Annotated in this window: 13 protein-coding genes; 8 read left to right on the top strand and 5 right to left on the bottom strand. The window is 48.4% G+C overall.

The annotated features are described in order from the left end of the window. Window positions 1–18: 18 nt before the first annotated feature. The 5 genes from BLV87_RS09790 to nadB form a co-directional block, all read right to left on the bottom strand. Window positions 19–720, bottom strand: coding sequence for a response regulator transcription factor (locus tag BLV87_RS09790; protein WP_093068111.1), 702 nt, complete (start codon window positions 718–720; stop codon window positions 19–21). A 230-nt stretch (window positions 721–950) separates the two neighbouring features. Next, the gene (locus BLV87_RS09795) at window positions 951–1,253 is read right to left on the bottom strand and encodes a hypothetical protein (protein ID WP_093068114.1); all 303 of its coding nucleotides are present in this window, start codon (window positions 1,251–1,253) and stop codon (window positions 951–953) included. 187 nt (window positions 1,254–1,440) lie between these two features. After that, window positions 1,441–2,586, bottom strand: a complete 1,146-nt coding sequence (locus BLV87_RS09800) for a cupin domain-containing protein (RefSeq protein ID WP_093068116.1) — start codon at window positions 2,584–2,586, stop codon at window positions 1,441–1,443. A 1-nt stretch (window position 2,587) separates the two neighbouring features. Further along, a complete protein-coding gene (gene purB, locus BLV87_RS09805) occupies window positions 2,588–3,955 on the bottom strand; it encodes an adenylosuccinate lyase (RefSeq protein ID WP_093068119.1) in 1,368 nt (455 codons plus the stop codon). Window positions 3,956–4,023: 68 nt separating this feature from the next. Further along, the gene (nadB, locus tag BLV87_RS09810) at window positions 4,024–5,622 is read right to left on the bottom strand and encodes an L-aspartate oxidase (RefSeq protein ID WP_217629973.1); all 1,599 of its coding nucleotides are present in this window, start codon (window positions 5,620–5,622) and stop codon (window positions 4,024–4,026) included. A gap of 112 nt (window positions 5,623–5,734) precedes the next feature. Between nadB and rpoE the strand changes: the two genes are divergently transcribed. From rpoE to lepB, 8 genes are all read left to right on the top strand, one after another. Then, the gene (gene rpoE / locus BLV87_RS09815) at window positions 5,735–6,310 is read left to right on the top strand and encodes an RNA polymerase sigma factor RpoE (RefSeq protein WP_093068122.1); all 576 of its coding nucleotides are present in this window, start codon (window positions 5,735–5,737) and stop codon (window positions 6,308–6,310) included. Between the two features lie 36 nt (window positions 6,311–6,346). Then, the gene (locus BLV87_RS09820; protein WP_093068125.1) at window positions 6,347–6,949 is read left to right on the top strand and encodes a sigma-E factor negative regulatory protein; all 603 of its coding nucleotides are present in this window, start codon (window positions 6,347–6,349) and stop codon (window positions 6,947–6,949) included. Further along, the gene (locus BLV87_RS09825; protein ID WP_175517900.1) at window positions 6,936–7,826 is read left to right on the top strand and encodes a MucB/RseB C-terminal domain-containing protein; all 891 of its coding nucleotides are present in this window, start codon (window positions 6,936–6,938) and stop codon (window positions 7,824–7,826) included. Before BLV87_RS09820 ends, BLV87_RS09825 begins: the two co-directional genes overlap by 14 nt. An 82-nt stretch (window positions 7,827–7,908) precedes the next feature. Then, on the top strand, window positions 7,909–8,394 hold the full coding sequence (locus BLV87_RS09830; protein ID WP_175517901.1) for a SoxR reducing system RseC family protein: 486 nt from the start codon (window positions 7,909–7,911) through the stop codon (window positions 8,392–8,394). Window positions 8,395–8,412: 18 nt separating this feature from the next. After that, window positions 8,413–9,813 carry a Do family serine endopeptidase gene (locus BLV87_RS09835; protein ID WP_093068132.1) on the top strand — a complete coding sequence of 467 codons (1,401 nt, stop codon included), beginning with the start codon at window positions 8,413–8,415 and terminating at the stop codon, window positions 9,811–9,813. Continuing rightward, window positions 9,800–10,057, top strand: coding sequence for a glutaredoxin family protein (locus BLV87_RS09840; RefSeq protein WP_093068135.1), 258 nt, complete (start codon window positions 9,800–9,802; stop codon window positions 10,055–10,057). Before BLV87_RS09835 ends, BLV87_RS09840 begins: the two co-directional genes overlap by 14 nt. Beyond that, the gene (gene lepA, locus BLV87_RS09845; RefSeq protein ID WP_093068137.1) at window positions 10,050–11,855 is read left to right on the top strand and encodes a translation elongation factor 4; all 1,806 of its coding nucleotides are present in this window, start codon (window positions 10,050–10,052) and stop codon (window positions 11,853–11,855) included. The genes BLV87_RS09840 and lepA overlap by 8 nt, the downstream gene beginning before the upstream one ends. Before the next feature lie 18 nt (window positions 11,856–11,873). Beyond that, the gene (gene lepB, locus BLV87_RS09850; RefSeq protein ID WP_093068140.1) at window positions 11,874–12,632 is read left to right on the top strand and encodes a signal peptidase I; all 759 of its coding nucleotides are present in this window, start codon (window positions 11,874–11,876) and stop codon (window positions 12,630–12,632) included. Window positions 12,633–12,672 lie beyond the last annotated feature (40 nt).

The raw sequence follows: 12,672 nt of genomic DNA on the forward strand, positions 1-12,672 counted from the left end.
TACCGAGTATTCGTAGTATTATGTACGTGTTAAGGTGAAGCGGTAGCCACGACCACGCAGGGTTTCGATAGGCTTGAGTGTATCGTCCGGGTCAAGTTTAATGCGTAAACGGCGAATAAACACTTCGATAACATTGCTATCGCGATCGGTATCTTCTTCATACAAGCTATCAGTCAAGCGTGTTTTAGAAATGACTTCACCGGCGTGTAACATTAAGTGTTCTAATACCCGATATTCATAGGCTGTCAGTGTTACTTCCTGCTCATGCACATAAACGCGTTGTTCAGAGGTGTTTAAACGGATCGGGCCGCAACTGAGTTCAGCTTGTGTCCAACGACCCGTGCGCCGTAATTGCACCCGCAAGCGAGCAATCAGTTCTTCAGTATGGAAGGGCTTGGTTACATAATCATCAGCACCTGCTTCCAGCCCTTCTACTTTACTTTGCCAGCGGTCGCGTGCTGTCAAAATGATAATAGGGTAACTCAAGCCTTTAGCTCGAATGGAGCGGATAATATCTAGTCCCAGATCATTGTTAACAGCTCCCCCTTTCGCATGGGGTAAACCCAAATCAATGACAGCAACATCAATAGGGTATTCGAGAGCGACATACAGCCCTTGGGAACCATCAGCCGCTAAGTCTACGGTGAAGCCGTTCTTTTTAAGGTTTTCGGCTACTTGTTCGCGAATAATGTTTTCATCTTCTATTATAAGTACGCGCATGACACAGCTCTTTCTTGGTTGGTCAATTGATCATTATTTGGTCAATATAATTCGGGAGCTTTTTAAGTAGCAAACCCCGGTAAGAGCAATCATACACCAGCTTGCCTGTAATAAAAAACAATCAGTGTTAATTATTAATAAAAACTATAAAAAAATACCCGAAGATTCGTTCAGAATTTCGGGTACTTTAAATTAAATTTCTTTGTTTTCAATGCTTTTCGGCATGTTTTTTAGTCACTACATGCAACTTTAATGGTTAGGTATTCACCTTCTAATGAAAGCATTCGCACGATATGACAATCTGGATAGTCAGGTAAAGGTTTTTCCTGAACAGATAATATTCGACCTTTGTAGGCTGCTTTCACTTTTGAAAGGATAGCATCCCGCCCGATTGGTTCTGCAGGATTGCTGCGCTTGAGTGAAATCTTTTTATCACTGTCAGCCGCAACTGCAAAATTTGGTAGCATGGTGATAGCAGCACCCGCAACCATTGCGCTGCATAAAGCAGCAAACATGGATCGTTTGAAATCCATCGTGTTTCCCCTGTTACATAAAAAATAAGCTAAAGCGCTAAAACTCTCTCGACTGAGAGGCAAGTCATTTATTGTTTAGTATATTAATCGAGCAAAACTGAACAGAGGGTGAATAATCATTAGTTTATTTTATCCAAGGCAATGATAATTATAGAAAAATATTTAAACAAAATAGCAGGTCGGTAACTTATTTTCTTACTGAGAAAACACCAATTGATAGCAATTCATGTAAGGTGTCAAAGCTCACTTCTTGAGTAAGAAAGTGAGCATAATCTTTATGCAATAGCACGGAAGTCTGGCATAGGTATTCAATAAATTGAAGGTGTTGGGTATCAATTAAGTAATGATTTCCATTCGCAAAAAGATGCAAGTTGCTGGCTGATAGAAAGTACAGTATTCGTGTATCCAGCGACTTTTCAAAGCGTTTTTTATGCCTAACTAAGCGGCTAAACTCAGAGCGACTAACGGGTTCTGCTTCAATGGGTTGTGTATTACCTTTAGGTATTGTTAGGTATTTTCCTAACCAAAGTTGTAAAGATTGTTCATCTTGTGGAAGAGCATCGACCACAAAATCAATTAAGCGATCCATGTCCACAGTGGTTAGTTCACCGGGGTTAGCTTGCGGGATGCGCTCAGGATCAGCAAATCGTTGTTGCAAACGCGCATCTTCCAGCGAATCTTCGAGCAGTTTTTCCAGCATATCGGCTTGTGAGGGGGCGCGGAAACCGATGGAATAGGTCATGCATTCGTTCAGCGCAACCCCGTAGTGCGGCACATTGGGGGGGAGGTAGAGCAAATCACCCGGCTCGACAATCCATTCCTGTTCGGCTTGAAAATCACGCATGATGCGTAATTCCAAATCAGGCAGGAAATTGTCAGGGTGAGCGGGTTGTGTGGTGATTTGCCAGCGGCGTTGCCCTTGCGCTTGCAACAGGAATACGTCGTAGGCATCCACATGCGGGCCTACCGAGCCGCCTTCTACCGCAAAGCTGATCATCAAATCGTCGATACGCCAGTCGGGTATGAAGCGAAATGGTTCCATCACCGCTTTTAATTCGGGCAAATGTTGATCGGTGTCGTTGACCAGCAATGTCCAATGCGTTGCTGGCAAGTTGCTGAAATCATCATCGTCGAATGCGCCGTGACGCACTTCCCACGGGTGTGCGCCGCCTTGTTCGATCACAATGCGGGCAGTATCGGTTTCACATGCCAAACCTGCCAATTCGTCTTGCGTAATGGGCGATTGGAAATTGGGGAAGGCATTACGGATCAGTAGCGGTTTTTTTTGCCAGTAATCGCGCAGAAATTCTTCAACGGAAATATCACCAAACATATTAGACCGCCTTGGCTTGCGCAATGGCATTGCCGATGTAAGTCGCCGGTGTCATCGCCATCAACGCATCTTTAGCTTCCTGCGGCATATCCAGCGTATTGACGAACTCCCGCAAGCCTTCTGATGTAATGCGTTGCCCACGGGTGAGGGCTTTGAGTTTTTCATACGGCTGTTCGATACCGTAGCGACGCATCACGGTTTGGATGGGTTCAGCGAGTACTTCCCAATTGGCATCGAGGTCGGCGGCGGTGCTGGCGGTATTGACTTCGAGTTTGCTAATACCTTTTAAGGCGGATTGGTAGGCAATTAAGGAGTGCCCCAAGCCGACACCAAGGGTGCGCAATACGGTAGAGTCGGTAAGGTCACGCTGCCAACGTGAAATCGGCAGTTTTTGTGCCAAATGTGTCATTAGCGCATTGGCAATACCGAGGTTGCCTTCGGCGTTTTCAAAGTCAATCGGGTTGACTTTGTGCGGCATGGTGGAGGAGCCGACTTCACCCGCGATGACTTTTTGCTTGAAATGCCCGAGGGAGATGTAGCTCCACACGTCGCGGCAGAAGTCGATCAGAATGGTGTTGAAGCGCACCACGGCGTCGAAGGTTTCGGCGATGTAATCGTGTGGTTCGATTTGGGTAGTGTACGGGTTCCACGTTAAGCCGAGTGAGGTGACGAATTGTTCGGCGGTGGCTTGCCAGTCAATGTCGGGGTAGGCGCTGAGGTGGGCGTTGTAATTGCCGACTGCGCCGTTGATTTTGCCGAAGTATTGCGTGGCAAGAATCTGCTGTTGTTGGCGTTGCAGGCGGTAGGCGGTATTCGCCATTTCTTTGCCCAAAGTCGTCGGGGTAGCGGGTTGTCCGTGGGTGCGTGACAGCAGCGGAATCTCGGCGTAGTCGTGCGCGAGTTGGCGGATTGCGCCGAGGGTGGCGGCAAGTTCTGGCTGGATCACCTGTTCCATGCCGCCTTTGAGCATGAGGGCGTGGGAGAGGTTGTTGATGTCTTCGGAGGTGCAGGCGAAGTGGATGAATTCGCTGACGGCTTCTAGCTCGGCTTGCCCCGCAATTTTTTCTTTTAAGTAATACTCGACGGCTTTCACGTCATGGTTGGTGGTGCGCTCGATGGCTTTGATGCGCAGCGCATCGGTTTCACCAAAGTTGCTGATAATGCGTTCTAAAAAGGCGTTGGTGTCGGCAGAAAAGGCAGGGACTTCGCTGATTTGTGGGTGGGCGGCGAGCATTTGCAACCAGCGGATTTCCACGAGTACACGGTGGTAAATCAAGCCATATTCGCTGAACCACGGGCGTAACGCCGCTGTTTTGCTGGCGTAACGCCCGTCAGTGGGAGAAAGAGCGGTGAGTGCAGAAAGTTCCATGCCGTATCCTGAAGCCAAAAGTCTGAAAGGCTGGGATTGTACCGCAAATTCATCGGGTGTTAAGTCTGTTAATGCGCATGGTAAGTCGTCATTGGGTCTAAAATCGTCGGAATCCCCTCCAATTTGGCATTCGTTTTCGGAAAGTCGAGGGTGTAATGCAAGCCACGGCTCTCCGGTCGATTTATTGCCGAGCGGATAATCAGCCAGGCCACTAGCGCCAGATTGCGCAATTCGATCAAATCACTGGTGACACGGAAATTTGCGTAGTATTCGTCGATTTCATGCAGCAACAATTCAATGCGATTCCGCGCCCGTTGCAAGCGTTTGGTGGTGCGCACAATGCCCACGTAATCCCACATAAAGCGGCGAATTTCATCCCAGTTATGCGTGATGACCACGCGCTCATCCGAATCGGTCACGCGGCTTTCATCCCAGTTGGGGATAGGTAAGTCTAGTGCAGGTTCTTGCAGGCGTTGCATAATGTTTTGCGCCGCCGATTTGCCATATACCAAACATTCCAATAAGGAATTGCTGGCGAGTCGATTTGCGCCATGTAGACCGGTGTAGGAGGCTTCGCCGATGCAATACAAGGCATCTACATCCGTCTGTCCGTTATGATCAACCATCACCCCGCCGCAAGTGTAATGCGCAGCAGGAACGACAGGGACAGGTTCTTTGCTCATGTCATAACCAAACTTTTCGCAGGTGGCGTACACATTTGGGAAGTGGCTGAGAATGAAGTCACGCGGTTTGTGGCTAATATCGAGGTAAACGCAATCCAACCCCAGCCGTTTCATTTCGTGGTCAATGGCGCGGGCTACGATGTCACGCGGGGCAAGTTCTGCTCGCGGGTCAAAACGTGGCATAAAGCGACTGCCATCGGGGAGCAATAAACGCCCGCCTTCGCCGCGTACCGCTTCGGTAATTAGGCTGGATTTGGCATGGGGGTGATACAGGCAGGTGGGGTGAAATTGCATGAATTCCATATTGGCAACGCGGCAACCGGCACGCCATGCCATGGCAATCCCGTCGCCACTTGCGCCGTCGGGGTTGCTGGTATACAGGTAAACTTTGCTTGCGCCACCCGTTGCCAATACGGTGAAACGTGCTTGCAGGGTTTGAATGCGTTTGACTTTGCGGTTGAGGACATATGCGCCGATACACCGGTTGCTGCGATGCCCTAATTTACGCGAGGTAATTAAATCGACCGCGATGTGGTGTTCTAATAATGTGATGTTGTTGCACTGGCGTACTTGCCCCACGAGCGTGTGTTCAATGGCAGCGCCACTGGCATCGGCAGCGTGGGCGACGCGGCGGTGGCTGTGCCCGCCTTCGCGGGTCAGGTGTAAACGGTTGGTGTCATTTTCTTCTCGGGTGAAGGGTACACCCGCCTCCAGCAGCCATTTGATCGAGCTTGCACCATTTTCCACGGTAAAACGCACAGCGGCTTCATCGCACAAACCTGCACCTGCGTTGAGGGTGTCTTCAATGTGCGAAGCTACGCTGTCGGTGGCATCCAAAACCGCTGAAATGCCGCCTTGTGCGTAGACGGTGCTACCTTCAGTGAGCACATCCTTGCTCAATACTGCAATCTTGCAAGTGTGGGGTAGGCTGAGTGCTAGGGTTAGGCCAGCCGCACCGCTGCCGATGATTAATACATCATACATATTTATCTCGCTTATTCCTGTGCGGAATTGATCAGGTTTAACTATTCTAATATTGCTGTATGGCATGTAGCATATAGTCTTAGTGAGATAATAACCAAGGAGTAAGGCCCTGATGGGCATGAGCCTAACCGATCTCGAGCTGGTACAACGCGTCCAGTCGGGGGATAAAAGATCATTTGACGTGTTAGTTTTGAAGTATCAGCACAAGGTTGTCAACTTGGTGTTGCGCTATGTTCATGACCATGACACCGCTCAAGATGTTGCGCAAGAAGCTTTTATTAAAGCGTACAAAGGGTTGAAAAACTTTCGTGGGGAGAGCGCTTTTTATACTTGGCTGTACCGAATTGCGATCAATAGTGCTAAGAATCATTTGGTTTCACAAAACCGCCGTTTACCTGATACCGATATTGATGCAGAAGAAGCGGAACAATTTGGGGGTGAGTCTGCTCTAAAGGAATATGCTACTCCCGAACGTGAATTGTTGACGGCAGAAATCCAGACGGCAGTCGCTCAAGCGATTGATGATTTACCGGAAGATTTGCGTACTGCCATCATGCTGAGGGAGTTAGAGGGCATGAGTTACGAAGAAATTGCCGTGACAATGGATTGTCCAATAGGTACTGTACGCTCGCGGATTTTCCGGGCGCGTGAGTCGATTGATAAAGTATTGAGGCCGCTACTTGGCTAAACCTCCGAGAGTAGTGTCTCAGGTGCAGGTGAAATTATGAATACCAGTAAAGAAGAATTCTTGTCGGCGTTTCTCGACGACGAGAGCGGTGGATTTGAGCGGCGTCGTTTGCTTGATGAACTGAAAAAAGACGACGCATTAGGGCAAACTTTGTCACGCTACGCCTTTATCGGCGAAACCATGCGTGCCAGCAAAGGGCAACCGATGGGGCAGGGCGTTTCTCTGTTATCCCGCATTCAAGAGGAATTGGCGGATGAGCCAGCCTATGAACAGGATAATGTCGTAGCAATGCCTGCTGCTGCTAAAACCACAGCAACGCCTAGCCGTGTGCAGGCGTACCGTTGGTTTGGCATGGGAATGGCGGCAACCGTGGCAGCCGTTGCGGTGGGTGGTTTGTTGTTTTTTAACCAGCCCACGACCCCGAATGCACAAATGGCGGCAACATTGCCCGCTACTGCACCGGTAAGCGCAACTACTCCTACCGTAGTTGCTGATGCGGATACCCGTATTCAGCAAGTGGGGCGTGTTGATCCGCAGACCCGCGACATCCTAAAACAGTATGTGGCACAGCATGTCAAGTACGCTTCTACCACCGTTATTGCACCATCTATCCGGGCGGTTTCTTATGCTAACGATTAGGTACACGGTTTCGCTTGCTGTGTTGGCAGGTATCTTGGCATGGGCGACGCCAAGTATGGCAAATGAAGCGGTGGATTTACTTGCTAAAATGCGCACGGCGGTGCATACCCTGAATTATGCGGGAACACTGGTATATTCTCAGGGTAATGAACTTTCCAATTATCAGATTAGCCACACACTGGAAAATGGTACGGAAAAGGAAAGTGTAGTGCGTCTCGCACAAGGTCAAGGAGTTGCAGGTGAGAATGTCGAAAGTTTCTCTCTAGCAAAGTTCCAGCAAGTGCAGCCCTTGATGGAAGAGGTATATGCCTTGGATTTAGGCGGACAGGAGTTCGTTGCCAATCGCAGTTGCCAGATTGTGGTGGCACGCCCGCGTGATAAAATGCGTTACTTGCAGCGTTACTGCATTGAGCCAGAAAGCGGTATGTTGTTGAAATACTCACTGGTTGACCGTTCGCACCGTGCAGTTGAACAGTTGATGTTTACAACGCTGGATATTGCTGCGTCAGCACAAGAGACTCTGCCTGCTCCGGCTCAAGCCAGTGCGGCTAGTTCAGTGCCTATCGTCGCTACACCTGCAACGGATTGGGTATTTGCCTCATTACCGGCTGGATTTCAACAAGTTCAGGATTTAAAGCAGGATGGTGTGAATGGGCAAGCTCCTATTCGGCAAATCATTTTGTCGGATGGTATGACTTCCGTGTCGGTATTCATCGCGCCTCCGGGTACGCCCAGCATTTTAGACAGTATCGGGCTGTCAGCCGGTGCAATGAATATTTATGCGACAGAGGTTGCGCAGCATCAGATTACGCTGGTGGGCGAGGTTCCTGCTGTGACCCTGAAACATATCAGTGAAGGCTTACAGTATGTTCGCTGATCAAAAAACAGACCAGATTAAGTTTGTATCAAGTTCGTTGCCTTATGCTAATCACACAATAGCGAATAATGAGGGCAACGGAATGATTGAACAGACAGCAGTCGTGGTCAGTGTAGAATCGGGTTACGCATGGATTTTGCCGCAACAAAAAGTAGGCGGATGTAGTGGGTGTGCAACCAAAACGAGTTGTGCATCTTCTTCATCACCGTTTGATTTTCTGCGTAAAGAGCCGCAGAAAATGCGGGTGTTGAATCCTTCTTATGCACGTCCCGGCGATACGGTTGTGGTAGGAGTGCAAGGCGATGCCTTATTGGTGTACTCCTTGTTGAGCTATTTGTTGCCACTGTTGAGTTTGATTGTGGTTGCTATGTTAGGGCGGGAACTATTGGCGATGTTAGGTATTACTAACGAATGGGCAACCGTTTTTAGTGGATTGATTGGTTTGTTTGGTGGCTTTCAAGTCGCAAATCTAGTGGCTTTACGTTCGTTTAAATCCAGTGATTTTCAGCCGGTGATTCTACGTGTTGTGGGGCAGCCAGCGTTTTCTGAGCTTACACGCATTGCGTAATGTTAGGGGTGTCATTCCATGTTGATGCAGTGGTTGCGGGTTGCGTTGCTCGCTTGTGGGGTGTTGTCGACCGGGATGACTGCTGCACGTGATTTACCCCAATTTACCGAGTTGGTGAAGCAAAATAGTCCTGCCGTTGTCAATATTAGCACCAAACAAAGCATTTCCCCTAAACAAATACTGCCTGAAGAACTCCAGTCACCAGAAACCGAAGAGTTGTTTGATGAGTTAATGAAGCGCTTCTTTGAACGTGATGGTAGTGGCGGTCATCCCTTCGATTTTGACAGTAATTCACGGGGTTCGGGGTTCATTTATTCTCAAGAAGGTTACATTGTTACCAACCACCATGTTGTTGCAGATGCAGATGAGATTACGATCAAGTTGAGTGATGGGCGTGAACTACCTGCGCAATGGGTGGGAAGTGATGAACGTACTGATATTGCGGTATTAAAAGTCGCGGCTACTGGTTTGCCCGTGTTAAAAATGGGCAAGTCAGAGTTATTGGCAGTAGGGGAATGGGTGTTGGCGATCGGTTCACCCTTTGGTTTCGATCACAGTGCGACGGCTGGCATTGTCAGTGCTAAAGGGCGTAGCTTACCGGATGAAAACTATGTGCCATTTATTCAAACCGATGTGGCGATTAATCCAGGTAATTCTGGTGGGCCTTTGTTCAATCTTGATGGCCAAGTGGTGGGTATTAATTCGCAGATTTATAGCCGTTCTGGTGGTTTTATGGGGGTTTCCTTTGCGATTCCGATTGATATTGCTTTAGGGGTGATTGAGCAGTTGAAGAGCACGGGGAAAGTATCACGGGGTTGGATCGGTGTTTATGTGCAAGAAATAAGTTCAGATTTGGCACAGTCCTTTAATATGAGCAAACCTGAAGGTGCCTTAGTGGCGCAAGTTATTATGAGCGGCCCAGCCGCACGGGTGTTGAATCAGGGGGATGTTATTTTGTCGTTTGCCGGTAAGCCAGTGGCAAATGCGGGGGCATTACCGCCTATCGTGGCTAATATCGCGGTCGGTGAGTCGGTGGTCGTTGACATCTTACGAGAAGGCAAGCGTGAAACGGTTACATTGACGGTGAGTGAGCAGCCAACTGACAATGGAACTGGCACTAAATCAGAAACGGCAGTTACGCTGCAACCAACGCCAATGGCAGGTACATTAGGGCTGCAAGTGACAGATGCTGAGTCAGGTGTTGTTGTTGAGGCTGTGATTGGGGAACCAGCGCGTAGCACGGGCATTATGGATGGCGATATTGTTGCCCAACTAGACGGCAAGACCATTACATCTAGTGCTGATCTTAAAAGTATTGCAGCAACACTGGAGGCAGGAAAAACGGTCGCAGTGCTGGTACAACGTGAGGGTTCGGCACGTTTTCTAGCCATGAAGATCGAGCCAAATGCAAGAGAGTGAAGCCAAAACGCATCTGACCGTGTATTATCGCGTGGGCTGCCATCTCTGTGAGGAAATGGCAGCCCTTTTGTGTGAGTTTCAGGATGAACTGGGATTTACCTTCGGGCTGGTTGACATTGACGTGGATGCAGAATTGAAAGTGCGTTTTAATGCGGATGTCCCAGTGGTGGTATGGAGAGAGCGGATTCTGTTCCAGCATTTCTTCGATGAGGCGATTTTGAGGCAAGCATTACAGCATGGGTGAAGCGAACAAAAATATCCGCAACTTTTCGATTATTGCGCATATTGACCACGGAAAATCTACGTTATCTGACCGTTTTATCCAGTATTGCGGGGGGTTGGAACAGCGTGAGATGGAAGCACAAGTGCTGGATTCCATGGATTTGGAGCGTGAGCGTGGTATTACCATCAAGGCACAAAGCGTGTCGCTGGATTACAAAGCGCGTAATGGCGAAATCTATCACCTGAATTTTATCGACACCCCCGGGCATGTGGATTTTTCCTACGAAGTTTCCCGTTCTTTGTCAGCGTGTGATGGTGCTTTGTTGGTGGTCGATGCGTCACAAGGTGTAGAAGCACAAAGTGTTGCCAACTGTTACACCGCGATTGATTTAAATCTTGAAGTTGTGCCTGTCCTCAACAAGATTGACCTGCCTGCGGCTGACCCGGATCGGGTGTGTCAGGAAATCGAAGATATTATTGGTATTGATGCGTCTGATGCGATTCGTGTTAGTGCCAAAAGTGGTATTGGTATTGAAGACTTGCTCGAACAATTGGTTGAGCGCATTCCTCCCCCCAAAGGTGACCCTGATGCACCGCTAAAAGCCTTGATCATTGACTCGTGGTTTGACAATTACTTAGGTGTCGTCGTGTTGGTGCGAGTTATTGACGGTGAAATTCGCAAAAAAATGAAAATTCGCTTCATGTCGACGGGGCGTGATTTCCAAGTCGAACGTGTGGGGGTATACACGCCCAAAACTAAAGATTTGGATGTGCTGCGTGCGGGCGAAGTGGGCTTCATGATTTCTGGTATTAAGGAAATTGCTGCGGCGAAAGTGGGTGACACTATCACGGATGCGCAAAAGCCTGCAATGACACCATTAGAAGGATTTAAGGAAATTCAGCCGCGTGTTTTTGCCGGTTTATTCCCGATTGAATCGGATCAGTACGAAAACTTGCGTGATGCACTGTCTAAGCTGAAATTGAATGATTCTGCACTATTTTATGAGCCAGAAACTTCGCAAGCTTTGGGCTTTGGTTTCCGTTGCGGATTTTTGGGCATGTTGCACATGGAAATTGTGCAAGAGCGTTTAGAGCGTGAATATAACCTCGACCTGATTTCTACCGCTCCCACTGTTATTTACGAGGTAGTGCTGACTAATGGTGAGAAAAAATTCATCCACAGCCCATCCGAATTACCGCCGGTAAATAAGTTAGCGGAAATTCGTGAGCCAATTATTGTCGGCACAATTCTTGTTCCACAGGAATACGTTGGCAACGTGATTACGCTATGTATTGAAAAGCGCGGTGTGCAAAAGAACATGCAATACATGGGCAACCAAGTATCACTGACGTTTGAGTTGCCGCTGGCAGAAGTGGTTATGGACTTTTTTGACCGCCTGAAATCATGCAGTCGGGGTTATGCATCATTTGATTATGCAATGAACCGTTTTGAAGCTGCCCCCATGGTGCGCGTCGATGTACTAGTCAATGGTGAGCGCGTTGATGCACTGGCACTGATGATTCACCGTGATTTTGCGCAATCGCGAGGTCGCCAACTGGTGGAAAAGATGAAAGACTTGATCCCGCGCCAAATGTATGAAGTAGCGATTCAGGCAGCGATTGGCAGCAATATTATTGCCCGCAGTACAGTGAAAGCGATGCGTAAAGATGTCACCGCAAAATGCTACGGTGGTGATGTTAGTCGTAAGCGTAAGTTGCTCGAAAAACAAAAAGAAGGCAAAAAGCGCATGAAGCAGGTAGGTAGCGTGGAAATTCCACAGGAAGCGTTCCTCGCTGTATTAAAGGTCAGCGACAAATAAAACGAATAGGGATAGAACATGGATTTTGATTTGGAATTTTGGCTAGTCACTGCTACTGCCGTTACGGGGGTTATTTGGCTGCTGTATGCGCTATTTGCCAAGAAAAAAACGGCTGATGATGAGCCAGTGTTGTTGGAATACGCGCGTTCGTTCTTTCCGGTATTGTTGGCCGTTTTATTGCTACGCTCCTTTGTTGCCGAGCCTTTCCGTATCCCTTCTGGCTCGATGCTGCCAACGCTAGAAATTGGCGATTTTATTTTGGTCAATAAGTTTGCATATGGTTTGCGTTTGCCTGTATTACACCATAAAGTGTTGGAGATAGGTGAGCCACAACGTGGTGATGTTGTGGTATTCCGCTTTCCGGATAATCCCGAAATTGATTACATCAAACGTCTTATTGGTGTGCCGGGTGATGTAGTGAGTTGGAATGATAAGACGCTGATCGTGAACGGGGTGGAATTAAACCGTTCATTATTGGGTGATTATCTGCGCCCTGATCAGAAAACCCCACCATCAATTCATCTGAAAGAAGATTTGTTGGGCGTTTCCCATGATATATTAGTGACACCCGGACGTATGGGGCCGAGCGGTTCCGTGACGGTTCCAGATGGGCATTACTTCATGATGGGTGATAACCGCGATAATAGTAATGATGGACGCATGTGGGGGTTAGTCCCTGAAGGTAACGTTGTGGGCAAAGCGACCATCGTGTGGATGCACATGAACTGGGGGGGGGATGGTTTCAATTTTTCGCGGATTGGCAATGGCATGAAGTAGGCTAACTGCGATTTTCTAATCAATGAATAACAATAAAGGT

The organism is Thiothrix caldifontis, from assembly GCF_900107695.1.
Taxonomy (GTDB): domain Bacteria; phylum Pseudomonadota; class Gammaproteobacteria; order Thiotrichales; family Thiotrichaceae; genus Thiothrix; species Thiothrix caldifontis.